Annotated in this window: 19 protein-coding genes; 12 read left to right on the top strand and 7 right to left on the bottom strand. The window is 72.0% G+C overall.

The features are described 5' to 3' along the window. The first annotated feature begins 61 nt into the window (after positions 1-61). The 3 genes from FHS29_RS18440 to FHS29_RS18430 all read left to right on the top strand — a co-directional run bounded on the left by FHS29_RS18440 (position 62) and on the right by FHS29_RS18430 (position 3,627). Positions 62-391 (top strand): YciI family protein, encoded by a 330-nt coding sequence (locus tag FHS29_RS18440; protein WP_184691961.1) that lies wholly within the window; start codon positions 62-64, stop codon positions 389-391. Beyond that, a complete protein-coding gene (locus FHS29_RS18435; RefSeq protein WP_376774444.1) occupies positions 388-1,620 on the top strand; it encodes an RNA polymerase sigma factor in 1,233 nt (410 codons plus the stop codon). The genes FHS29_RS18440 and FHS29_RS18435 overlap by 4 nt, the downstream gene beginning before the upstream one ends. Before the next feature lie 234 nt (positions 1,621-1,854). Further along, positions 1,855-3,627 (top strand): hydroxysqualene dehydroxylase, encoded by a 1,773-nt coding sequence (locus FHS29_RS18430; RefSeq protein WP_376774443.1) that lies wholly within the window; start codon positions 1,855-1,857, stop codon positions 3,625-3,627. Between the two features lie 148 nt (positions 3,628-3,775). Here FHS29_RS18430 and FHS29_RS18425 read toward each other — a convergent pair whose 3' ends face one another. Further along, entirely contained in the window at positions 3,776-4,111 is a 336-nt protein-coding gene (locus FHS29_RS18425) for a DUF6968 family protein (RefSeq protein WP_184691957.1), read from the bottom strand. A gap of 29 nt (positions 4,112-4,140) precedes the next feature. Further along, positions 4,141-4,365 (bottom strand): hypothetical protein, encoded by a 225-nt coding sequence (locus tag FHS29_RS18420; RefSeq protein ID WP_184691955.1) that lies wholly within the window; start codon positions 4,363-4,365, stop codon positions 4,141-4,143. A gap of 409 nt (positions 4,366-4,774) precedes the next feature. On the opposite strand from FHS29_RS18420, the gene FHS29_RS18415 reads away from it, so the two are divergent. Continuing rightward, positions 4,775-6,079 (top strand): glycoside hydrolase family 18 protein, encoded by a 1,305-nt coding sequence (locus tag FHS29_RS18415; RefSeq protein ID WP_184691953.1) that lies wholly within the window; start codon positions 4,775-4,777, stop codon positions 6,077-6,079. Between the two features lie 152 nt (positions 6,080-6,231). Here the strand turns inward: FHS29_RS18415 and FHS29_RS18410 are convergent, their stop codons facing one another. Together FHS29_RS18410 and FHS29_RS18405 are read right to left on the bottom strand one after the other, a co-directional pair. Beyond that, complete coding sequence (locus tag FHS29_RS18410) at positions 6,232-7,353, bottom strand: hypothetical protein (protein ID WP_221456211.1); 1,122 nt, start codon at positions 7,351-7,353, stop codon at positions 6,232-6,234. After that, positions 7,353-8,207 carry a hypothetical protein gene (locus tag FHS29_RS18405; RefSeq protein WP_184691949.1) on the bottom strand — a complete coding sequence of 285 codons (855 nt, stop codon included), beginning with the start codon at positions 8,205-8,207 and terminating at the stop codon, positions 7,353-7,355. The genes FHS29_RS18410 and FHS29_RS18405 overlap by 1 nt, the downstream gene beginning before the upstream one ends. Before the next feature lie 323 nt (positions 8,208-8,530). Between FHS29_RS18405 and FHS29_RS18400 the strand changes: the two genes are divergently transcribed. Both FHS29_RS18400 and FHS29_RS18395 read left to right on the top strand, forming a co-directional pair. Beyond that, the gene (locus FHS29_RS18400) at positions 8,531-9,124 is read left to right on the top strand and encodes an RNA polymerase sigma factor (protein ID WP_312864974.1); all 594 of its coding nucleotides are present in this window, start codon (positions 8,531-8,533) and stop codon (positions 9,122-9,124) included. After that, entirely contained in the window at positions 9,117-10,379 is a 1,263-nt protein-coding gene (locus FHS29_RS18395; protein ID WP_184691946.1) for a hypothetical protein, read from the top strand. Before FHS29_RS18400 ends, FHS29_RS18395 begins: the two co-directional genes overlap by 8 nt. Before the next feature lie 57 nt (positions 10,380-10,436). Here FHS29_RS18395 and FHS29_RS18390 read toward each other — a convergent pair whose 3' ends face one another. After that, entirely contained in the window at positions 10,437-12,092 is a 1,656-nt protein-coding gene (locus FHS29_RS18390; protein ID WP_246440442.1) for an amidase, read from the bottom strand. Between the two features lie 429 nt (positions 12,093-12,521). Here FHS29_RS18390 and FHS29_RS18385 point away from each other — a divergent pair, with 429 nt between their 5' ends. Further along, positions 12,522-14,585, top strand: a complete 2,064-nt coding sequence (locus FHS29_RS18385; RefSeq protein ID WP_184691945.1) for a toll/interleukin-1 receptor domain-containing protein — start codon at positions 12,522-12,524, stop codon at positions 14,583-14,585. 19 nt (positions 14,586-14,604) lie between these two features. Here the strand turns inward: FHS29_RS18385 and FHS29_RS18380 are convergent, their stop codons facing one another. After that, positions 14,605-16,896: an Orn/Lys/Arg family decarboxylase gene (locus FHS29_RS18380; protein ID WP_184691944.1), complete on the bottom strand. Its 2,292-nt coding sequence runs from the start codon at positions 16,894-16,896 to the stop codon at positions 14,605-14,607. Between the two features lie 205 nt (positions 16,897-17,101). On the opposite strand from FHS29_RS18380, the gene FHS29_RS18375 reads away from it, so the two are divergent. Both FHS29_RS18375 and FHS29_RS18370 read left to right on the top strand, forming a co-directional pair. Further along, entirely contained in the window at positions 17,102-18,418 is a 1,317-nt protein-coding gene (locus tag FHS29_RS18375) for a M20/M25/M40 family metallo-hydrolase (RefSeq protein WP_184692351.1), read from the top strand. 221 nt (positions 18,419-18,639) lie between these two features. After that, positions 18,640-19,491 carry an alpha/beta fold hydrolase gene (locus tag FHS29_RS18370; RefSeq protein WP_184691942.1) on the top strand — a complete coding sequence of 284 codons (852 nt, stop codon included), beginning with the start codon at positions 18,640-18,642 and terminating at the stop codon, positions 19,489-19,491. A 150-nt stretch (positions 19,492-19,641) separates the two neighbouring features. Here the strand turns inward: FHS29_RS18370 and cph are convergent, their stop codons facing one another. After that, positions 19,642-20,496, bottom strand: coding sequence for a capreomycin phosphotransferase (gene cph / locus FHS29_RS18365; RefSeq protein WP_184691940.1), 855 nt, complete (start codon positions 20,494-20,496; stop codon positions 19,642-19,644). Positions 20,497-20,715: 219 nt separating this feature from the next. Between cph and FHS29_RS18360 the strand changes: the two genes are divergently transcribed. From FHS29_RS18360 to FHS29_RS18350, 3 genes are read left to right on the top strand one after another with little or no spacing between them, the layout of a single operon-like run. After that, positions 20,716-20,880 carry a hypothetical protein gene (locus FHS29_RS18360; RefSeq protein WP_184692403.1) on the top strand — a complete coding sequence of 55 codons (165 nt, stop codon included), beginning with the start codon at positions 20,716-20,718 and terminating at the stop codon, positions 20,878-20,880. Continuing rightward, entirely contained in the window at positions 20,877-21,392 is a 516-nt protein-coding gene (locus tag FHS29_RS18355) for an OsmC family protein (RefSeq protein WP_184691938.1), read from the top strand. Before FHS29_RS18360 ends, FHS29_RS18355 begins: the two co-directional genes overlap by 4 nt. A 36-nt stretch (positions 21,393-21,428) precedes the next feature. After that, positions 21,429-22,574: a hypothetical protein gene (locus FHS29_RS18350; RefSeq protein ID WP_184691936.1), complete on the top strand. Its 1,146-nt coding sequence runs from the start codon at positions 21,429-21,431 to the stop codon at positions 22,572-22,574. The last annotated feature ends 99 nt before the right edge of the window (positions 22,575-22,673 follow it).

Raw genomic sequence — 22,673 nt, 5'->3', positions numbered from 1 at the left:
CGGGGCAGGGGTGGGGCGGCCGTCCACGAGGACGCCCTCGGACCACGGGAGATGATTCGAGATGCAGTACCTGGTTTCCGTGATCGACGACAAGACCGGCTCCGCCACCCCGGACGAGCTGGCTGCCATCAACGCGTTCAACGACCGGCTGGAGGCCGAGGGCCACTGGGTCTTCGCCGGCGGTCTCGCGGACCCCGGTACGGCCACCGTCATCGACAACCGGGGTGGGCGGGCGATGGTCACCGACGGGCCTTTCCTGGAGTCGAAGGAGTACCTCGCCGGGTTCTGGGTCATCCGGGCCCCTGACCTCGACGCGGCCCTCGAACTCGCCGCCGAGGGGTCGGAACGCTGCAACCGGCGGGTCGAGGTCCGGCCGTTCCTCGGCGGGTGAGCGCGATCGACGCCGCCGACGCGGTCACCCGGGCCCACCACGAGGAGTGGGCGCGCATGGTCGCCCACCTGGCCAGGCGCTTCGGTGACCTGGACATCGCCGAGGAGGCGGCGGCCGAGGCGTTCGCGACCGCCGTCGAGCGGTGGCCGGCCGACGGCGTGCCCCCCAACCCCGGCGCCTGGCTGGCCACCACCGCCAACCGCAAGGCCATCGACCGGATCCGGCGCGAGGGCAAGCGCGACGACAAGCACCGGGAGGCTCGGACGGTGTACGACGACGACCCGTCCGAGCCGCCGGGCGTCATCGACGACGAGCGGCTCCGGCTGATCTTCACCTGCTGTCACCCGGCGCTGGCGATGGAGACCCGGGTGGCGCTGACGCTGCGCATGGTCGGCGGGCTGACCGTGCCCGAGATCGCCCGTGCCTTCCTGGTGGCCGAGGGTGCCATGGGACAGCGGATCACCCGCGCGAAGGCCAAGATCAAGGCGGCGCGCATCCCCTACCGGGTGCCGTCCGCGGCGGATCTCCCGGCACGCGTCTCCGGCGTGCTCGCCGTCCTGTTCCTCGTGTTCAACGAGGGCTACCTGGCGACCGGCCCCGACACCGGTCCCGTGCGCCACGACCTGACCGGCGAGGCGATCCGGCTCACCCGCCTGCTCCGGGCCCTCGTGCCGGACGACGGCGAGGTGGCCGGGCTGCTGGCGCTGATGCTCCTCACCGAGGCCCGCCGCACCGCCCGGGTTTCGGCGAGCGGAGAACTGGTGGCCCTCGCCGAGCAGGACCGCGGGGCCTGGGACGCGGCGCTGATCGCCGAGGGGCACCGGCTGGTGCGCGAACGCCTGGCCACCGGGGTGGCCCCCGGTCGCTACCAGATCCTCGCCGCGATCAACGCCGTGCACACCTCCGCCCGCGACGTGCGCGACACCGACTGGTCGCAGGTCCTCGCCCTCTACGACCAGCTCGCCCGCCTCGACCCCTCGCCGATCATCGCCCTCAACCGCGCCATCGCGGTCGCCGAGCTCGACGGCCCGGAGGTGGCGCTGGCCATCGTCGACCGCCTCGAGGACGAGCTGGCCGGCTACCATCCCTACCACGTCACCCGCGCCGACCTGCTGCGGCGACTGGGCCGGGGTCGGCAGTCACGCGCGGCGTACGACAAAGCCATCGACCTGGCCGGCAACACCGCCGAGACCGCCTACCTGACGCGCCGCCGCGACCAGCTGGGGTAGTGCCCGGACCACGGAATCCGAGTGACACACGAACAGGTGATTCCGGGCTTTCCGATCGTCCTCGCGCAGGGTGCGCATCGGGTGTCGGGGAGTCGCACTTGGACTCTGATCGACGGAAGTGCCCGGGGCACAAGGCTTCCGCTCCCGAACACGCCGATCGGCCGGTCCTCGTGCGGGTTGTCCGGTGGACTACCGTGTCGCCCCGTTGACGCCGGGTCGAAGGGGTGCGGGTTGGTGGACCGGTTCGGGTTGAGTCGCCGCGCTCTTCTGGCGGGTGCCGGCGCCGGTCTGGCGGGACTGGGTCGGTCGGGGGTGGCGGCGGGCCGCGCTTCCGGGTCGACCGTGGCGGTTCTCGGCGGTGGGGTCGCCGGGATGACGGCGGCGCACGAACTGGCCGAGCGCGGGTTCTCGGTCACGCTCTACGAGCGGCGCGCCCTGGGCGGCAAGTCCCGCAGCGTTCCGGTGCCCGGCACGGGGCGGGGCGGTCGGCGCGACCTCCCGGGCGAGCACGGCTTCCGGATCTTCTTCGGCTTCTACCAGGACCTGCCGGACACCTTGCGGAGGATCCCGTTCCCGGGCAACCGCAACGGCGTGCACGACAACCTGGTCCCCGGGACGGAACTCCTGACGTCGCTCTCGGGGGGACGGGAGGACCTGCGCATCCCGCTGACCCTCCCCGACGGCCTGTTGGCGCAGCTGACGCCGGCCGACCTGCTGCGGCAGGTGCGGGCCCTGGTCGAGACCGCCTTCCGCCTGCCGCCGCACGAGGCGGCGGTCTTCGCCCAGCGGATGCTGGTCTACCTCACCAGTTGCGAGGAGCGCCGACTGGGGCAGTGGGAGCACACCACCTGGCCGGACTTCCTCCAGGCCCAGGGCAAGTCCGAGGACTACCGACGGATCCTCGTCCACGGGCTGACGCGCGTGCTCAGCTCGACCAAGACGGACACCGCCAGCGCGCACACGGCCGGACTCGTGGCCGAGCGGGTGCTGTTCAACCTCCTCGGCCGCGGCGCCGAAGGGCCGCTGGACCGGGTGCTGAACCTGCCCACGAACGAAGCCTGGATCGACCCGTGGGAACGGCACCTGCGTGATCTCGGCGTCGAGTTCCGCCTCGGGTGGGAAGTCCGGGACCTGGTCGTGGACCGCGGCCGGATCTCGGCGGTGCGCACGCGCGACCCGCAGGGGCGCGAGGCGGCGGTCAGCGCCGACTTCTACGTCTGCGCGCTGCCCGTGGACCACGCCCGGCACGTGTGGAACGCCGACCTCCTGGCGGCCGATCCGCGGTTGCGCGAGGCGGCGACGCTGGACACGGAGTGGATGACCGGGCTGATGCTCTACTTCGACCGCCCGACCCCGCTCGTGCACGGCCACGCCTACTACGTCCACGCACCGTGGGCGCTGACCTCGATCAGCCAGGCCGCGTTCTGGCCGGGGCGCGACTTCCGGGACGACTACGGCGACGGCACCGTGGCGGACTGCGTGTCCGTCATCATCTCGGACTGGGACGAACCCGGCGTCCTCTTCGGTCGACCCGCGAAGGAGTTGACCGGAGAGCAGGTGGTCCAGGAGGTGCTGGCCCAGCTCAAGCAGCACCTCGACGACTCCGGTCGGACGGTGCTCGACGAGTCGTCCCTGGTGACCTGGTTCCTGGACCCCGGCGTGAGCGGGATCGGCGGGCCGAACCCGGTCAACGCCGACGAGTTGGTGGTGCACCCGGTCGGCTCGTGGCATCGACGCCCCACCGCCCGCACCGCCGTGCCGAACCTCTTCCTCGCCGGCGACTACGTCCAGGCGCCGATCAACGGGGCCAGCATGGAAGCGGCGAACAGCGCCGCGCGCACGGCGGTGAACGCGCTGCTGGACGAGGCGGGGTCCAGCGCTCCCCGTGCGGTCGTGCACAAGCTGTACCGGGCGCCCGAGTTCGAGCTGATCAAGACCGAGGATTCGTTGCAGTACCGGCTCGGGCTGCCCAACGCGTTCGACCTCGTCCCCCTGCCCGTGCGGTGAGGGACGGCGGCCGAACCGCTCCGGGACCAGCGGACCGGTGTGCTTCCGCTCGTCCGTAGACGGTGGTAGATCTTCGGCCTCGAAGCTTCACCCCGTCGCGCACCACGCTGTGGTGGGCGCCTTGTGCTGCGAGCGCCCACCACAGCGGTCATTCAGTGCTCATCCGCACACTCAACACCGTCGAACCCGATGATGTCCGCTGCGTGACCGGGAGCCCGAGTTCGGGTCGGCCCAGGAACGAGATTTCCCGCTGGGCCGAATTCACCCGATCGCCGACCACCCCGAGCGCCAGGATCAAGGCCTGGAGCGAATCCACACCGCCGACGGACAGCTCCACCGGAGCGTCCTCCAAGCCCTCGATGCGAACCGGGCAGGCATGGTCCCCCTCGGGTTCCGCCTCGTCGAACGGCCTCGGCCGCCCGATCGACAACCGGATCGGGCCATCGGGGCCCTGCAGCGTGCGGGTGGCCACGACGTCGTCCAAGGAATGCATACCCATGGCGGATGATTGTGTCAGTTCCCGGCCAGGCACGCCGCGTACTTGGCGGCCGCGGCCGCGTAGCAGACCGCCCGTGCCTGCGGCAGGGGAAGTGCCCGGCAGATCCGGACATCGCGGTTGTAGAGGGTTTCGCAGACCCCCTTGGCCTTGAACACCACCGACGAGACATCCGCCGTCGGAGCCGCCATCGCGGTGACGCCGCCGCCGAGCATGGCCGCGAAGGCGGCTGTGCCGATCACTACCGCACGCTTGAATACCGACATGGAATCCCCCTGCTAATCGAGTACCGACTTCCGAACATTGTGGAGCTTCGCCGACCCGACCAAGAGTCTCAGTCGAATCCCCCGCTGGGAAGACCTCGACGCACCTTCACCCGGATGGCGCAGAATGCATTTCAGTAATAAATGGAATATTCATTCCTGCGCTCCGGAATCCAACCGCCGCACATTCTCCGCAAAAATGACGAGAACTCGTCGTGCCCCCGGAGGTGGTGCGGTCGCCCGGCGAGGGCCGCCTCGCGAAGGCCGCCTGGCCGCCGGCCGGGTAGCCGACGGGAGCCCTGCGGTTGCGCCGTCCGGGCGTAGCAGTGGTCTAGACCTCGATCTAGCGTGGTCTGAACCAGTTGTCGCCGCCAGCACGAGGAGAACCATGTCGATGAAGAGATGGGGTGCCGCCTTCCTGGCCGGTGCCTTGTCGATCGGGTTGTCGGTCGCCGCGTCCCCCGCCCAGGCCCACGACCGCCACGGCGGCGACGCCGTCCGCACCGTCGGCTACTACACGCAGTGGAGCCTGGCCGACCGCGGCATCCCGGTCCGCTACCTGGTCGAGAACGGCACCGCGGCCAAGCTCACCCACCTCAACTACGCCTTCGGCCTGCTCGACGAGCAGGGCGGCTGCGTCAGCTCCGACCCGTGGGCCGACTACCAGCGGCCGATCCCGGCGGAGCAGGCCGTCAACGGCAAGGCCGACAAGCCCGGCCAGGCGCTGGCGGGCAACCTCAACCAGATCAAGCAGCTCAAGCAGAAGTTCCCCAGGCTGCGCGTCTACATCTCGCTCGGCGGCTGGACGGGGTCGAAGTACTTCTCCAACGCCGCGCTCACCCCGCAGTCGCGCGCGGCACACGTGAAGTCCTGCATCGACCTGTGGCTCAAGGGCGACCTGCCGGGAGCTCCCGCCGGCGCGGCCAAGGGCGTGTTCGACGGCATCGACCTGGACTGGGAGTGGCCGGCCACCGAGGGCAACGCCGGCAACGTCGTGCGCCCCGAGGACAAGCAGAACTTCACCGAGCTGCTGCGCGAGTACCGCAAGCAGCTGTTCAAGCAGGGCCTCAAGGACCGCAAGCGCTACGACCTCACCGCGTTCCTGCCCGCCAACCGCGAGGCGATGGACCGCGGGTACGAGCTCGACGCGGTCTACCGGCTGCTGACCTTCGCCACCGTGCAGGGCTACGACTACCACGGCACCTGGGAGAAGACCACCAACCAGCAGTCGGCCATCCGCGTGCCCGAAGGCGACCCGACCACGCCCAAGGACAGCGGCGAGATCGTCGTCGACGCGCACATCCAGCGCGGGGCGCCCCGTCACAAGATCACGCTCGGCGTGCCGTACTACGGTCGCGGCTGGACCGGCGTGACCAACCAGAACAACGGCCTGTTCCAGCAGTCCACCGGCCCGGCCCCGGCCACCTACGAACCGGGCTACGACGACTACCGCAACCTCAAGACCCTGTTGGCCGGCGGGAAGTACAAGCTCTACCGCGACGGGAAGGCGGGCCACGCTTGGCTGTTCGACGGCACCACGTTCTGGACCTACGACGACCCGACCGAGCTCAAGCGCAAGGGCGAGTTCATCCGCGACCGCAAGCTCGGCGGCGCGATGATCTGGTCGCTGGACGGCGACACGCCACAAGGTGAACTGATCAAGGGTCTGCACGCCGGTCTGCACCGGCGCTGAGACGAACCGCGCCCGTGGGGGCGGGTCTGCGACGACCCGCCCCCACGGGCGTCACCGGATCGAGCAGCACCCGCCGCCGTCCTCCTGTCCACATCAGACAGTTCTGCTGTCCGGTGTGGACAGACCGAACGGCCCGCCACCGGCGTTCCGGGCTACCAGAGTGGCACGGTGTCCGGTGACGCAGGGCTCCAGAACCGGTCTACTTCGGCCGCCACGGTCTGACCGGATCCGTCTCGTTCCAGTTCCAGGGTGCCGTCCGCCGTCAACCTGACGCGATCGCCGTTGGGCAGAACCCGGACCGCTCGCGCTGCCCGGCCTTCCGGGGCCTCGCGCCACTGCCTGCCGGCCAACGTCGACACCCGCAGAGTGGAAGGCGCGTCGCAGTCGGCCTCGGCCGCGGGGTCGGTGGTGGCGGTGGGGACGACGATCTCCGTGCCGTTCCACCACAGGTCGGTGATGGCGGTGTGGCCCGCCTCGGGCCTGGGTTGGTCGGGGAGGAACGCGGTGCGGCCGGTGTCGAGTTCCAGCACCACGAGACGGGTGTTCACCTGAGCGCAGTCGAACTGCACGCCGGGCGGGATCGCCAGCAGTTCTCCCGCCGGGTCGAGCGCGGTGAGGGTGATGGCGAGGTTGCCTTCGACGGCGTGCTCCCAGCGGACGGCCCCGGTTGCATCGACGGCGAGGATGAATTCGGGGCCGCCTTTCGGCCCTACCACGGGTGCGTGCTTGACGACGGTGAGGTCGTCGGTCGCCGCGACGACCGAAGGCGGGATGCTGGTGAAGTCCGGATCGGGCTCCGGTATGACCGCCCGGACGTCTCCGCGTGACGACAGGTCGGCCAGGGCGAACCGGTGGATCACGTTCCCCTCCGCCGTCCGGACCTCGTCGCCGACGATCGCCGCGCCCCGGCACCGCGCACACGCGATGCCGGCCGGCGCGTCCCCTTCCGGTCGCCAGACGACGAGTTGGCGACCGGAGGAGTCCGGGTTCTCCACGACCCCGGCGGCGACGTGCCCGCCGGGCGACCACGCGAACTCGTCGACCACGCTCGCGCCGATCCGACGTGAGGCGTCGCGGGATCGGACGAACACCCCTTCCGAGGTCGTCCACACCATCGACTGCGTCGGCGACCGCGAGGCCGAGGGCGGCTGCGACGATGCAGATGACGTTCCGGTCGGTGCCGGTGGCTGCGGCTGTGGTCCGGGTCCGCTACAGGCCGGCAGCAGCATCACGGCCGCGAGAAGCGCTGCGGACCAGGTTGCCCGGTGACCCATCAGCCCACCTTCACCAGGCCTCCCGCGCCGCCGTCTTGGATCTCGTAGATCCCGCCGCGGTAGGGGTAGGCCCCGCCCTCGGCGTGGATGTCTTTCCACGCGGCGGCCTCGAACGGAGGACCGCCCGCCGACCCGTCCGACGTCACGCGCACCTTCTCCTCGGCCACGCCGTCGTAGGCCACGGTCAACTCCAGCTCCCACTTGTAGTGGTGCTTCTCGGTGAGCGCGGTCAGGTCCAAGGCGACCTCCTCCCCTTTCGTCAGAGTCAGGTACTTGACGTCGAAGAAGGGCTTCGGTGCGGCGTCCGAGCCGGCCTCGGCCGGCAGCAGCAGCCTGCCCCGCGGGTCGTCGAGGTCGAGGAGGACCTCCCGGACGTCACCCTCGCCCTGCGGGGGGAACGTCAGCAGCGTGCCGTCCAGCGGCGGGGTCTTCTCGATGACGCGGGCCCGCATGTCCAGGACCCTCACGGTTTCCCGGCGGTTCCCGACCAGCGAAACCTGGTACCGCGAGGTCTTCTTCCACACGTCGCCGATCTTCATCGGAATCCAGCCGCCCATGACCCCGCGCTGCTCGCGGAAGAGGCGGTACCGCTCCTCGGGCGACTTGCCCAGGCCGCCGGCGCGCAGCACCGACTCGTCGACGGGTTCCGGGTAGACCCAGACCCAGAAGTCCTCGTGCACCGGCCGGACCCGGGCCGACACCGCGGGTTCCTTGGCCAGTTCGGCGTCCTTGGCCCGTTCGGCGCCTGCCTGGGCGCTCGCCTCCTGCTCCCCCGCCTGGGTCAGCGTGACTTCCGCCGTGTAGTGGGCACCGAAAACCACGAGAAGCGCCGGGATGACGACTGCCGAGACCACGCCCGATATCCACAACGACCACCGCTTCCGGCGCGTTGCCTGCTCCTGCCTCGCCGAGGATCGCCTCGTTGTGGGCTTTCCACGCTTCCGGCGCCCCATGCCGACCCCCCGGTCAGTCATTGCCGACGAACGATCTCCTCGCCGTCGATCGTATCGATCCGATCATGGTCCCCCGCGCGAATCACCCGCCTTCACTCGAACGTCCGCAGGAACGCTTCCGGCGGTGTGACCGGGGACACCACGCGGCGGTGCAGCGTCGGTCGGGTTGCGGCCTCATACAGTGCATGACACACGCCCCACCACAGCTCCCGGAGGTGTCGGCCGTGAGCGAAACCACCGGGAGCGGGCCGCCCGTCGGGACGGACGCGGACATCTGGCGCAGGATCGCGGGCGACGGGCCGGACGCGCACGCGGCCTTCACCGAGTTGTTCCAGCGCCACGCCGAGGCGGTGTGGAACTACGCCTACCGGTTGACGGCGTCCTGGGCCCAGGCCGACGACCTGCTGTCCACCACGTTCCTCAACGCCTGGCGCACCCGCGGCAGAGCCGTGCTCGCGAGGGACTCGGCACGTCCCTGGCTGTTCACCGTCACCGCGCGCCTCGCCCGGGACCAGCGCCGCGCCGGCGCGCGCCTGGCAGCCGTCGTCCAACGGCTCTCCCGCGTGACCCCCGAGCGCGACCACGCCGACGCCGTGGTGGAGCACGACTTCACCGAGCGCCGGCTGCGACGCGTGCTGAAAGCCGTCGACCGCCTGCCACGCGCCGAACGGGAGGTCGTCCGGCTGTGCCTGCTGGGCGAGGTCTCCACGAGCGACGCCGCCCGACTGCTCGGCATCGCCGAGGCCAGCGTCCGCTCCCGCACCTCCCGCGCCCGCGCCCGACTGCGCGGACTGATCGAAGAGGACAACGATGCCTGATCTCGACCTGCCGCCCCCGAGGTCGCTCCCCGACGGGGCCCGCGACACCGCGCTGCTGCGCCTGCGAGCCGGGTTCGACACCCCTCGGCCGCGCCACCTCCCGTTGAAGGCGGGCGCGGCCATCGTGGCTTTGGCGACCGCGACCACCCTGGTCGTGCAGGCCGTGGACCGCCACGACTCCGCCGTGTCGCCCGGCCAGGAACGCTCGGAGGTCCCCGAGCTGCCGTTGCCCATCGCTGCCGAGCACTACGAACTGCGCGAGGGCACCGCCCCGGAGGGTGCGGCGCAGCGCTGCCACGCGGGCTCGACCGGCCTGCCGCCGTTCGAGCAGTGGACCCCGATCGCCACGACGTCGCTGTACCGCGTGGACCTGACGGCGTTCAAGACCGCCACAGGGACCGTGTTCTGCGAAACGACCCCCTCCTCGGTCACCGTGTCGTCTCCGCAGACCGACCCCGGCGTGCTCACGCTGTCGTTCAGCACCGCCACGGGCTCGATGGCGGGTTTCGCCGGCACCGACTCCCGTCCTTTCGTGCTCCGCGACCGCCCGGACGCGACCGGCAGGGAGGCTGTCACGGCGCGCTCCGGGCGGGTTTTCCTGGCACCGGCCGGATTCGTCGCCGATGCGGTGGCCGCGCAACCCGAGGTGGCGGGCTCCGGGGAACTCGTCCAGCGGACGGAGTTGAGCCCACCCGTCCGGTCCACGCCGGTGATCGACCGGCCGGTCCCGCCCCAGGACCGCACCGGTCCCGAAGGCCGCAGGCTGGGCGAGTGCCTGGCAGGCACCTCGAAGGCCGTCCCGGACCCGTCCGCCTGGCGGGCCGGTCAGATCGCCAGGCTGACCGCGACGGAATCCGTGCAGCTGGCCCACTACGAGGACCTGTTGCTGCTGTGCCACCAGAACGGGGCCGTCTCGATCAGCGACCTCAAACGCGCCGACGCCCGGGAGCCGGCGGGGTCGGTGTGGTTCGGCAACACCCTGCGCGGTGTGCAGATGTTCTACGACTTCGTCGAGAGCACGCCGGGCTCGGCCTCGACTTCGTCCACCGTCGCCCTGATCGCCGAGGTGACCGATCCGCGCGTGGCCACGGTGACCGCGACCATCACCGGTGGACCCGACGTGACGGTCCGACCGGTGGCGGGCTCCGTGGTCGTGCCGGGTCTGGCACTGAACCACACCGGGCAGACCGAGGTGACGATCACCGCTCGGGACGCCGGCGGGACCGTGCTGGACGAGGTGCGGCGGAACCTGTGAGAGGGGCCGCCGACACCCCCGTGTGGACAGCCTCCGATCGATGCGCTGCCGGCGGGGTCAGCGCAGGGGTGGGGTGCCGGCCGGTGGCCGGCGGTGGTGCGTGGCCTGCTCGTAGTCGAAGCCGAGCCCGAGCAGCATCGGTTCGCTGAACGGCGAGCCCAGCAGTTCGACCCCCACCGGCATGCCGTCCGGGGTGAAGCCGGCGGGGACGGTCAGGGCCGGGAAACCGGTGTTGGCGGCGAGGGCGCAGGTCCTGGTCCCCTGCTGGGGCTGCCCGATCGGCGCGGCCTGCTGCTGCACGGTCGGGTAGACCAGTGCGTCCAGGCGGTGGTCGTCCAGCAGCGACTGGAGCAGCCGCTGCGCCTGCACGCGTTGGGCCAGCCGCTGGTGGTAGGCGTCCTGCGGGCCGGTCGAGCGGCCCTGCCGGTCCTTGAGCCGCTCCAGCACCGTCGGCGTGACCCGGCCGGAGGTGATGATGTCGTCCAGGGTCACGACGTCCGTCGGCGGCTCCAGCCGGGCCAGCGGGCGCGGGAAGCGGGAACCCGGCGCCGCCAGGTAGCGGTTGAGGTCGCGCTCGTGCTCGTCGACGATCAGCCAGGAGGCGTCCACGGCCGCCGTCAGCGCGGGTTGGGCCGGCAGTTCGACGACGGTCGCGCCCTGCGCCGCCATGGCCCCGGCTGCCGCCCGGACCAGCGCCGTCGTCGCCTGTTCCGGGGCCGACGTGCCCAGGTAGTCGGTGAACACGCCGATGCGGGCGCCGGCCAGCGCGGTGTCGTCCAGCGCGGCGGTGTAGGTGCGCGGGATCCGTCCGATGGACGCCGTGGTCGACGGGTCGTCCGGGTCGTGGCCGGCGGTGGCGTCCAGCACCAGTGCGACGTCGCTGACCGACTTGGCGATGGGGCCGCCCGTGTCCTGGGTCTCCGAGAGGGGCGCGATGCCGTCGCGGCTGGACAGCCCCCGGCTCGGCCGCAACCCCACCAGGCTGTTGTGCGCCGCCGGGTTGCGGATGGAGCCGCAGGTGTCCGAACCCAGGCCGACCGCGCCGAACCCGGCGGCGATGCCGGCCCCCGTGCCGCCGCTGGAGCCGCCCGGGCTGCGGGTCTGGTCGTAGGGGTTGCGGGTCTGCCCGCCGAGGGAGCTGATCGTCTCGACGCCGGAGGCGAACTCGTGCAGGTTGGTCTTGGCGACGACGATCGCGCCGGCCGCGCGGAGCCGCTCGACCAGCTCGGCGTCATCGGCGGTGCGCCAGCGCTGCAACGCCCGCGAGCCGTTGGAGGTGGGCAGGTCAGCGGTGTCGTAGTTGTCCTTGATCAGGATCGGGATGCCGTGCAGCGGACCGCGGACGTGCCCCCGACGGCGTTCGGTGTCGAGCCGGGCGGCATCGGCGATCGCGGTCGGGTCTCTGCGGATGACCGCATTGATACCGGGCTGGTCGGCGTACGCCTCCTCATAGGCATCGATACGTGCCTGGTACGCCTTGACCAACCCGACCGAGGTGACCCGACCGCCCGCCAGCAGATCGCCCAACGCGGTGGCGTCCAGTTCCAGCACCCACTCCGCGATGTCGGTCGGTGTCGCCCCGTTGCCGGCGTCGCCACGCCCGGCACCGCTACCCGTTGCCGCACCGGCCGGGACTCCGCCCGCAATCAGCACGACCATCGCGGCCGCGAGGCCGGCGGCTCGGGTACGCGAACTCCGCCACCGTCGTGCCATGCCGGGCTCCTCATCGCCGCTTGACACCTCGGGCGTGCAGCACGCTTGAGATGTGCGGTTCGCCCCGCCGAGCATCAATAGTGGCTGACCAGTACCGCCCAATTCTGGGTCGGTGTGCGTCGGGCGGCTACCCGCCAGATGGGGCACGTCACCCACGAAGACCGACACCGCCGACTTTCCTCGCCGACCCGTGCCACTGCGGGTGAACCGTTGCATCCGAGACTGATGGTGACCGGAACAGTCCACTGTGGATTGCGCGGCGTCGGAGGCTGCTCGGCGCGATCTTCCCGATTAGGCCATCGGGGTTCGTCCGGTTGCCGTGGGCCGGTCGGCGGTGGTCAGGTTGTCGTCCTCGAACGGATCGGGAGCTGCGTGACCCGTTCGATCACCGCGTCACGCCCATCCCACGGAGCCGGAGGACCGACCCGCATGGCAGGTGTGTTCGTCAACTACCGGGCCAAGGACAACCCGATCGCCGCCGCGGCGATCGCCCAGGTCCTGAGCAACCACTTCGGCAAGGAGCTGGTGTTCCGCGACTCCGTCTCGATGGATCCCGGGGTGCGCTACCCGGATGCCATCCGTGCGGCGCTGCACGACGCCGACGTCCTGGTCGCCGTCGTCGGCCCGCACTGGTTGGCACTCGATCCCGCGACGTCGCGGCCACGCATCGAATCCGAGAACGACTGGGTCCGCATGGAGATCGCCCACGCGCTCGACCGCGGCATACCCATCGTCCCCGTCCTCCTGCAGGACACGCCGGAGAACGCCCGCCCCCCGCGCCACGACGAGCTGCCCGACGACATCAAGCGGTTCGCGAGCATCCAGGCGGCGCGGTTCAGCCAGCAGCGGTACACGAAGGACATGGCGGACCTCGTCGAGCGGCTTGTCCAGTTGGTGCCCTCCCTGGCCGTACCCCGGCTGTTCGGCCGGCCGCTGCCCGAGCCGGGTGCCGACGCGGCGCCCAGCGCGCTGCTGCGGCCGGAACGCGGTGTGGTGCCGTTCGCCGGTCGGGACCGGGAACTCGCGGACCTGACGGCGTGGGCCCACGACTCGACGTCGAACGCCGTGCGGCTGCTCGTCGGCCGTCCCGGTTCGGGTCGCCGGAGGTTGGCGCTGGAGTTGTGCCGGCGACTCCGCGACTCCGGGTGGCTCGCCGGCGTGATCGACGGACAGGCGCCGACGGCGCAGATCCGCCGGGCCGGCGCGGTCGACAAGCCGCTGCTCGCCGTGGTGGCCGACGGCGAGCTCAGCTCGGACCGGCTGGCGTCCTTGGCGGAGGCGATCGTCGCGCGTTCGTCGGTGCGCGACGCGCCGACCCGGTTGCTGGTGCTGGGTCGGGGCGCGGGCAGCTGGCTGGACCCCCTGCGGGAGCACCGGGACGACCGGGTGGCGGGGCTGTTCCGCCAGGCGGACCGCATCGGCGCGATGGTGCTCGACGGCATCCCGGTCGGTGCGTCGCCGGACGCGGCGGTCACCGCGTTCGCGGGCGCGCTCGGCCTGCCGACGGTGGTGCCGCCGACCCGGATGCCGGAGACGGTGCTGGAACTCCACGCGCTGGCCCTCAACGCCGTCCTGGCGCGAACCGAACCCGCGGACCCGCTCGCCGAAGTGCTCAAGCGTGATCGCGACCGGTGGCGCCTGGCGGTCGGCGGCCGTGACGATCCCGAGACCGCGCTGACCGCGCTCGCCGCGGTCGGCACCCTGGCGACGCTGTGCGCACCGGCCTCGACCGAGCAGGCGGACGCGCTGGTGACCAGGCTGTCCGACGTCCTGGGCGAGGACGCGGAGACCACCCGCGAGTACGCCGAGCTCTGGTCCCGGTTGCACCCCGGATCACCGCCGGTGAGCGCGCTGAGCCCCGACCTCCTCGGCGAACACCTCGTCGCGGAGACCCTCGGCGCGCAGCCGGCGCTCGTGACGACGCTCGTCGCGACGTTCCCCGACGACTGGCTCACCACCGCGCTGACCGTGCTCGGCCGGGCACTGCCGCGACACCCCGGGCTGCTCCCGGCCGTCACCGCCCTGTTCGAAGCGGCACCTCGCCGGATCGAGCCGCTGATCACCGGCGTGCTCCACCGGCTGGACGAGCCCGGGCCACTGGCCAGGGCCATCGCCGGTGAGATGGGGAAACGGGACTGGCAGATCCCGGAAGTCATGTCGTTGCTGGAGACGCTGGCCGGCGCCGACCAGACGTCCGACCCGCTGCGCGGCGCGGCGATCGACGCGCTGCTCAGCGCCACGCGCAAGTTCACCGACCAGCTCCAGCGGAACAGCGGCACCCCGGAGACGCCACCCGGGTTCGAACCGTTGCGCGACATCGTCGACAACCTGACCAACACGGTGCGCGACTTCGCCGTGGGAGCCTTGGACCCCGGCTCGGGGCGCATGCCCACCAAACCGGACGGTCAGCCGATCCTGCCGGCCGACACGGTGAACCTCCTCCGGGACCTCTACCTGCGTCATATGCGAGACAACAGGAAGAAGGACGAATGAGGTCCACGCGCTCGACACTTCAGCGCAGGCAGAGGATCCAGTAGTCGCCCGCCGAGTCCCTGGTGACGCCGTGCGTCTCGCTGGCGAAGCCGGGGAACCTACGGTCGAACGCTTCCAGGGTGCGCAGGTAGCGCATGGTCGCGCTGTCGGCGTGCCCCGCCGACTCACCGGGCATCAGGACCGGGATGCCGGGCGGCGTGGTGACGACCATGGTCGCCACCACGCGGTCGGCCAGGTCGGACAGGCGGACCGGTTCGGCGCCGCCCCTGATCAGGCCGCGGTAGGTCTGCGCCGGGGTGAGCACGGGCCGCGGCGGGTGGGTGAACGCCTCGTCCAGCAGCGCCACCAGGTCGCCCCTGCCCAGTTCGGCGTGCACCTGGTCGCACAGGTCGGGCAGGGTCAGGCCCGCGTAGCGGTCCGGGTGCTGCTCGACCAGCGCGGGCAGCACCGCGGCGAGGGGCGCGGCGGTGTCGTAGAGCTGCTTGAAGTCGGTCAGGGCGTCCAGCAGGGTGCCCCACTTGCCCTTGGTGATGCCCATCGAGAACAGCACCAGGCAGGTGTAGGCGTCGGTCTTCTCCACCACGATGCGGCGGGTCTCCAGGTACGCGGTGAGGATGCGCGCCGGGATGCCGGGCGTGGCCGGGGTGCCCTTGGCGTCGGTGCCCGGACAGGTGATCGTCACCTTGATGGGGTCCAGCAGGCAGAAGCCGTCCTCCAGGCCGGCGAAGCCGTGCCAGTCGGCGCCGGGTTCGAGCGTCCAGCAGCCCGGCTCGGTGCGCAGCAGGTCCAGCGGGGCGTCGGCGAACTCGAACCTAGCGCCGGTGTGCGGGTCGGTGACGGTGTCGGGCTGCCAGGTGCCGAAGAACCAGTCCGGCCGGTCGGCGGCCGCGGTGATCCGCCTGCCGAGCCGGGCGACGGCCTGCCGGAACCGGACGGCCTCGGTGATCGCCTCGTCGGTGAGCCACTGCCCGCCGGCGCCGTCCATCATCCCGGCGGCGACGTCCAGCGAGGCGAGCATGGGGTACATCGGTGACGTCGTCGCGTGCATCATGAACGTCTCGTTGAACTGCCGGTGCTCGACCGGCGCCCGCGGCGAGTTCTTGATGTGCACCATCGAGCTCTGCGAGAAGGCCGCCAGCAGCTTGTGCGTGGACTGGGTGGCGAACACGGTCGGCCGCTTCTCGTCGGGGATCGCGGAGGCGTCCACGGACATGCCGTAGCGGCGCGCGTAGAGCGGGTTGAACCGGGCGTAGGCGAACCACGCCTCGTCCAGGTGCAGGCGGGGCACGCTCGCGCCGAGCAGCTCGGCCACCCGGACGGCGTCGTAGCACAGCCCGTCGTAGGTGGAGTTGGTGATCACCGCGTACACCGGTTCGGGGTCGGTCGCGCCCTCGGCCAGCGGGCTGTCGCGGATGCCGGCGGCCGCGGCTTCGGCGGTGAGGGCGGCGGGCGGGATCGGTCCCATCAGGCCGTAGCCGTTGCGGGTGGGCACCAGGTACACCGGTCGGCCGCCGGTGATGGTCAGGCCGTGGTAGACCGCCTTGTGGCAGTTGCGGTCGACCAGGACGAGGTCGTCCTGGGTGACGCCGGCGTGGCAGACCATCCGGTCGGCCGTCGAGTCGCCGTGCACCACGAAGTAGGTCGAGTCCGCGCCGAAGACCCGCGCGGCGTTGCGCTCGGCGTCGCCGATCGGGCCGGTGTGCTCGAACAGCGAGCCCAGTTCCCCGACGGAGATCGACAGGTCGGTGCGGAACAGCCGTTCGCCGTAGTAGTCGAAGAAGGCCCGGCCGACCGGTGACTTCAGGAACGCCACCCCGCCCGCGTGGGCCGGGGTGTGCCAGGAGTACTCGTGGGTGTCGTCGAACCGCCGCAGCTCGCGGAAGAACGGCGGCAGGATCTCGTCCAGGTAGCGCGTGGCGGCGAACCCGATGCGGCCCGCGATGAAGTCCGGGGTGTCCTCCAGCAGCCAGACGTAGCCGCTGACCACCTCCGCGACCCACAGCGGCAGGTCGTCCACGTCGGTCCCGGTCGGCACCAGGAAGACCGGGAGGCGGGTGAACCGGGCCATCAGCGCCTTGAGCACCGACTCGGCGGGGCGTTGCCCGTCGTCGCCCCCGAGGTCCCAGCCGACCACCGCCGCCGCGAGGTCCACGCGGACCCGGGTCAGCGCCAGCGCGTCCTGCGCGGTGCGCGCCCGCACCACCTGGTAACCCTGCTCGTCCAGCCGTCCGCAGAGCGCCCGGAGCTGGTCGGCCAGCACCGACCCCTCCGCGCTGTCGTCCACTGCCACCAGGATCGTCGAACGCGGCACCGCGGCCTCCTCGGCAGTCCGGAACGGACGGTCCAGCACACTGTGCGGCCGAACGGCGCAGTTGTCGATGTATCGAAAGCGTGACAGCGTACGCCCGTGCGCTCCCGGCGCGACGTACTGCGGCCGGGTGCCACCCGGGAATCCCGGCACGTGGCCTGGGAGGGGCTCCCGGCGGCGGCAGTGATAGGAAAGCCTGGTGAGCAACGTGGACGAGGGCCTCCGGGTGGCGCAGGACGAGGTCGTCACCCTCGCCAGTGAACTGATCAGGATCGACACGACCAACACCGGGGATCCGGCGACGCTGGTCGGGGAACGCGCGGCCGCCGAGTGGGTGGCCGGGAAGCTGGGCGAGGTCGGCTACGAGACGACCTACGTCGAGTCCGGGGCGAAGGGGCGGGGCAACGTGGTCGCCCGGTTGAGCGGCGCCGACCCGTCCCGCGGCGCGCTGCTGGTGCACGGGCACCTGGACGTGGTGCCCGCCGACGCGTCCGAGTGGTCCGTCCACCCGTTCTCCGGGGCGGTGCAGGACGGGTACGTCTGGGGGCGCGGGGCCGTCGACATGAAGGACATGGTCGCGATGACGCTGGCCGTGGCGCGGCGGTTCAAGCGCGACGGCGTGGTGCCGCCCCGGGACCTGGTGTTCGCCTTCCTGGCCGACGAGGAGGCCGGGGGCGTGTTCGGCGCCAAGTGGCTGGTGGACAACCGGCCGGAGCTGTTCGAAGGGGTCACCGAGGCGATCAGCGAGGTCGGCGGCTTCTCGATCACGCTGAAGGACGACGTGCGGGCCTACCTGGTCGAGACCGCCGAGAAGGGCATCCGGTGGCTGAAGCTCCGGGTCCGCGGCACCGCCGGGCACGGCTCGATGATCCACCACGACAACGCGGTGGCGAAGTTGGCCGCCGCGGTGACGAAGCTCGACCGGCACCGGTTCCCGGTGGTGCTGACGCCGTCGGTGCGCGAGTTCCTGGCCGGGGTCTCGGAGATCACCGGGCTGGAGTTCCCGGAGGACGACATCGACGGCGCGATCGGCAAGCTCGGGGCGCTGTCCCGGATGATCGGGGCGACCATCCGGGACACCGCCAACCCGACCATGCTCTCCGCCGGGTACAAGTCGAACGTCATCCCGTCGCTGGCCGAGGCCACTGTGGACTGTCGCATCCTGCCGGGCCGGGAGGAGGCGTTCGACCGGGAGCTGGCGGAGCTGCTGGGGCCCGACGTGGAGCGGGAGTGGCTCGGGCTGCCCCCGGTGGAGACGACGTTCGACGGGGCGCTGGTGGACGCCATGACCGCGTCCATCACGGCCGAGGACCCCGGTGCGAAGGTGCTGCCGTACATGTTGTCGGGCGGGACGGACGCCAAGTCGTTCCAGCTGCTGGGCATCCGCAACTTCGGGTTCGCCCCGTTGAAGCTGCCGGCCGACCTGGACTTCACCGGGCTGTTCCACGGGGTGGACGAACGGGTGCCGGTGGACGCGCTGCGGTTCGGGGTCCGGGTGCTGGACCGGTTCCTGCGCAACTCGTGAGACCCCGGCACCGGTGAGACCCGGGCATCGGTGGGGCACCTGCGGGGTGCCCGGCGACGGGTACCCCGCGGAGCCCGCGTGCTCGCCCGCAGCCCGCCGCCACGCCGTACCGGGGGTCCGACTCGCGGGCCCGGTCGACGTCCGACGCATTACTGAACCGTGACGTCCGGTTCGTCCGGTCGTTGGAACCGACGAGGTCCGACGACGGAAGGGACAGCGGCATGGCGACCGAGCGGTTGCGGCTGGAGGACGGCACCGAGCTGAACGTGGAGCGCAGCGGGGCGTCCGACGCACGGTTGACCGTGGTGCTCGTGCACGGGTACGCGCTGGACCACCGGAGCTGGCACCGGGTGGTGGCCGAGCTCCCCGCGTCGGTGCAGGTCATCAGCTACGACCACCGCGGGCACGGGGAGTCGGGAGCGGCCACCCGGGAGACCGCGTCGATCGAGCAGCTCGGCGACGACCTGGGCGAGGTGGTCGAGCGGTTGGTGCCCGAGGGGCCGGTGGTGATCGCCGGGCACTCGATGGGCGGGATGGCGGCCATGGCGATGGCGGAGCGCCGCCCCCGGTTGTACCGGCAGCGCGTGGCGGGCGTGGTGTTCGTGTCGACGGCCGCCACCGGGTTGGCGGAGACCTCCCTGGCCTGGCCCAAGGCGTTGGGCAAGCTGGTGCGGGAGCTGGAGCGGGCCTTCGGGCCGCTGGTGCGCACGATCCGGGAGAAGATCGAGCCCGCCAAGACGGCCGGGCTGCGGTGGTGGCTGTTCGGGGACGAACCCCGGCCGGAGGACGTCGAGCTGACCGCCGACATGGTGTGGGCGCACTGGCCGGACACCGTCGCGCTGTTCCGGCCCGCGGTGGACCGGTACGACCGGGAGGCCGCTCTCACCGTGGCGGGAGAACGGCCGGTGATCGCGATCGTCGGCGACGAGGACCGGCTGTGCCCGGAGTCGAACGCCCGAGCGCTGGCCGAGGCGGTCGGCGGGGAGGCCGTCGTGGTGGACGACGCCGGGCACATGCTGCCGCTGGAGAGCCCGGCGGAGGTGGCGGCGCAGATCGTGAAGCTGGGCTCCTGAGCGGTCGGTCGGCGGGAGGGGTCGCGGGGCTCCACCACCTCGGGCACCTCCCTGGCCGACCCCAGGCCGAGTCGCCACGCCGGCAGCCCGGGTGGCCATGATGATCCGCTCGCACCACCCGCGTCGGGTGGGCACCACCGGCGCGGGTGGTCAGGCTCGACGGTAGCCGTCCAGGCCGTCCTCCAGCTCCTCGTCGTCGCCGTCGCGGGCCCCGGCCAGCGCCTGCTGCAAGGCGAACGTGCCCTGGTACGCCTCGATCCGGCGCTCGGTGGACGCCCGGTCGACGCCGAGCAGCGCGATGATCCGGTCCAGCAGGTCCGGGCCGTAGCTCGCACCGACCGCGGCGAGGTCCTCGGCGGGGTCGCCGACCATGGCGCCGTCCCAGTCCACGATGCCGACCAGCCTCGGCAACTCCTCGATCTGCTGCCACAGCACGTTCTCACCGCCGAGGTCGCCGTGCACGAGGCCGGTGGCGAGGTGGTCGAGTTCCCGGACGGCGGCGAGTTCCCGTTCGGCGCGCTCCCGACCGGCGGTGTCCATCAGCGGGAACAGCTCCGCCCGCACGCCGTCGGCGAAACCGGCCCACCGGTGCGGGTCGGCGGTGGGCACCAGGTCGACGGGTGCGGTGGCGGCCATCGCCCGCAGCACCCGGGTGAACTCGGCGGCCACCACGTCGATCACGGCGTCGGCGGTGGCGTCGGCCCGGTCCAGCGGGGTGCCGTGGACCCGGCTGAGGACGAGGTAGCCCTCCCCCACCGGTGCGCTCGGGTCGAAGTCGGACAGCGGGGTGGGGACCTCCACGCCGAGGTCGAGCTCGTCCAGCGCGGTCAGCAGGGCGGCGCGGTCGGGCAGCTCGGCGGCGGCGGTCGCCGTCCGGGGGAAGCGGTACACCCGGTCCGGCGCGATCAGCACGTCGTGGAACTGGCCGCCGTGCAGGCTGACGTCGCTGAGGTCGGCGCCGGCCCGGGTCCGCCGGACGACGTCGACGTAGTGGGGCAAGATCATGTTCCCGCATGGTGCCGTCGCACCGGGCGCAAGGCCAGCGAATTCGCCGACCCTCCGGCGTTCGACCCGCTACCGGCTGGCACGATCTCGGGGGTGCCCACCGGTTGACGCGTTCGCGTCCGGATCGTGGGCGGCGCGGGTTATTCCCGCGATCCGACCGGCGTCCCACGACGTGGTGGGCCCTGTCGGCAAACCGGGCGGCTGCGCACACTGCGGCTCATGGTTCCGCTCCCGGTGCTCGGCCCGGTGCCCGGCTCCACTGGCTCCGCCGTCGTGGACGAACTCGTGGTCACCACCATCGCGCACGACCACCGGGACCGGGTCGGGTCACACGAACTGCTCGCCGAAGCGTGGGCCACCGCAACCGAGGGAGATCTCCGATGACCGTGGGAACGCAGCTGAACGCAGTGGACATCCAGGCGGTGGGCGCGCTCGTCGCCGCCATCCAGCAGGACGAGGCGAAAGCCAGGACCACGTGGGCCGCGCACGTCCGGTGGCAGGGCGGGTTCCGGTCCGAGGCGCGCGTGCGCGGGTTCGCCCCGACGCCCTCGGACGAGCCCACCGCCCTCGGCGGCGGGGACAGCGCGGCCAACCCGGTCGAGCAGCTGCTCGGCGCGCTGGGCAACTGCCTGGCGGTCGGGTACGCGGCGAACGCCACCGTGGCGGGGATCGCGATCGACGCGCTCACCATCGACCTCAAGGGCGACATCGACCTGCGGGTGTTCCTCGGCCTCGCCGAAGGCCACGCGGGCTTCGACTCGATCACCGCGCGGGTGCACATCGACTCGTCCGCGCCGCGCGCCGACATCGAGGCGCTGCACGCGAAGGTGAGCGCCTCCTCCCCCGTCGGCCACACCCTGGGCAACGCCGTGCCGGTGCGCGTCGAGCTGGACTGATCCGGGATTGTCGGTGCCCGTCGCTAGCGTGGCGGCGTGCTGCGGAGTTTCCACGAGGAAGACGGACACCTGCCCGAGTTCGGCACGCTGACCGTGCGCGACACCCGGTGGGACGGCTCGGACGTCGGGCTGTTCGGCCAGGACGCGCTGCGGATCCAGCCGTGCGGCACGGTCGCGCGCACCGGTGCCGGGTGGCTGGAGGTCGGCGCCGGCGACGGACCGCTGACCGTGCGGCTGGAGCTGCACGAGTTCGAGCCACCCGACACCGGCGGTTGGCACGAGGTGGTCGACATCCCGTACCGGAGCCTGTGCGGCGCGGTCGGGCTGACCCTGACCACCGGCGCGCCGATGACGGACGACCTGGTGCTGGCCGGCCCCGGCGACTACCGGCTGCGGGTGTCCGGCTCGCCGGACCGGTGGCTGCTGCGGTTCTGGCGGGCGCAGGTCGCGCCGCCCCGCTGGCTGGTCCGCACCAGGCCGGCGGTCCGGGCGGGTGATCCGGGGTGGCGGCGGCTGTTCGGCCACTACGCCACCGACCTGCTGTTCGCGGTGTGGGCCGCGCGTGACGAACAGGGCTGGACGTCGGTGGAGGCGTTGGCGCGGTGGGGGCTGCGACACCGGCGCGGCGCGAGTTGGCTGGACGACCCGCTGCCCGCCCCGATGTACGACGAACTGGACCCGGTCACCGTCGCCGCCGAGTTGGGCGCGCCAGCGCCCCGGTCCCTGCGCGGGCTGCTGCCCCTGTTCGCCGCCGCCGGAATGCTCGACCGCGACGTGCCGCACCACGAAGTGCCGAACAACAGCGTGCCCGACCACGACGTGCCGCACCACGAGGTGCCGAACGACGGCGTACCGGACCACGACGTGCCAGGCGACGGCGACCGCTTCCGCACGGTGGCCGACCCGCCCAGGGCGCAGGACGTGCTGGCCCTCCCCGAGTCGCGCAAGGCGGCCTTGGATTCGAACTACGAGATGGACCGCTTCCGTTCGTTCGCAACGGACCTGGTGTCGGTCGCGCTGTGGGGCGGGCAGCGGCAGACCCTCGCCGCGCTGGCGGAACGGACCCTGGTGCCGGTCGACGAGGTGCGCGCGACGCTCGACTGGGCCGTGCGGCAGGGCCGGCTGACGGTCGACGGGCCGGTGTCCGGGGAGTTCACCATGCGCCCGGTCGGCGGCCCGTAGCTCACGATCGGCGGACGTCCGCCCGCGCGCCCGGCGGCGAGACCGCGGGCCGCGGGCGGGCAACCCGTCAGTGTCGCTCCCAAAAGCGATCACCGGTAC

The organism is Saccharothrix tamanrassetensis (assembly GCF_014203665.1).
Taxonomy (GTDB): domain Bacteria; phylum Actinomycetota; class Actinomycetes; order Mycobacteriales; family Pseudonocardiaceae; genus Actinosynnema; species Actinosynnema tamanrassetense.
This window is presented reverse-complemented; position numbering and strand designations above follow the sequence as displayed.

Bases quoted from the DNA above. Each gene is read 5' to 3' on its own strand.
- FHS29_RS18440 (WP_184691961.1), top strand. From the start codon at position 62: ATGCAGTACCTGGTTTCCGTGATCGACGACAAGACCGGCTCCGCCACC.
- FHS29_RS18415 (WP_184691953.1), top strand. From the start codon at position 4,775: ATGTCGATGAAGAGATGGGGTGCCGCCTTCCTGGCCGGTGCCTTGTCG.
- FHS29_RS18410 (WP_221456211.1), bottom strand. From the start codon at position 7,353: ATGGGTCACCGGGCAACCTGGTCCGCAGCGCTTCTCGCGGCCGTGATG.
- FHS29_RS18395 (WP_184691946.1), top strand. From the start codon at position 9,117: ATGCCTGATCTCGACCTGCCGCCCCCGAGGTCGCTCCCCGACGGGGCC.
- FHS29_RS18390 (WP_246440442.1), bottom strand. From the start codon at position 12,092: ATGGCACGACGGTGGCGGAGTTCGCGTACCCGAGCCGCCGGCCTCGCG.
- FHS29_RS18385 (WP_184691945.1), top strand. From the start codon at position 12,522: ATGGCAGGTGTGTTCGTCAACTACCGGGCCAAGGACAACCCGATCGCC.
- FHS29_RS18370 (WP_184691942.1), top strand. From the start codon at position 18,640: ATGGCGACCGAGCGGTTGCGGCTGGAGGACGGCACCGAGCTGAACGTG.
- cph (WP_184691940.1), bottom strand. From the start codon at position 20,496: ATGATCTTGCCCCACTACGTCGACGTCGTCCGGCGGACCCGGGCCGGC.
- FHS29_RS18360 (WP_184692403.1), top strand. From the start codon at position 20,716: ATGGTTCCGCTCCCGGTGCTCGGCCCGGTGCCCGGCTCCACTGGCTCC.
- FHS29_RS18355 (WP_184691938.1), top strand. From the start codon at position 20,877: ATGACCGTGGGAACGCAGCTGAACGCAGTGGACATCCAGGCGGTGGGC.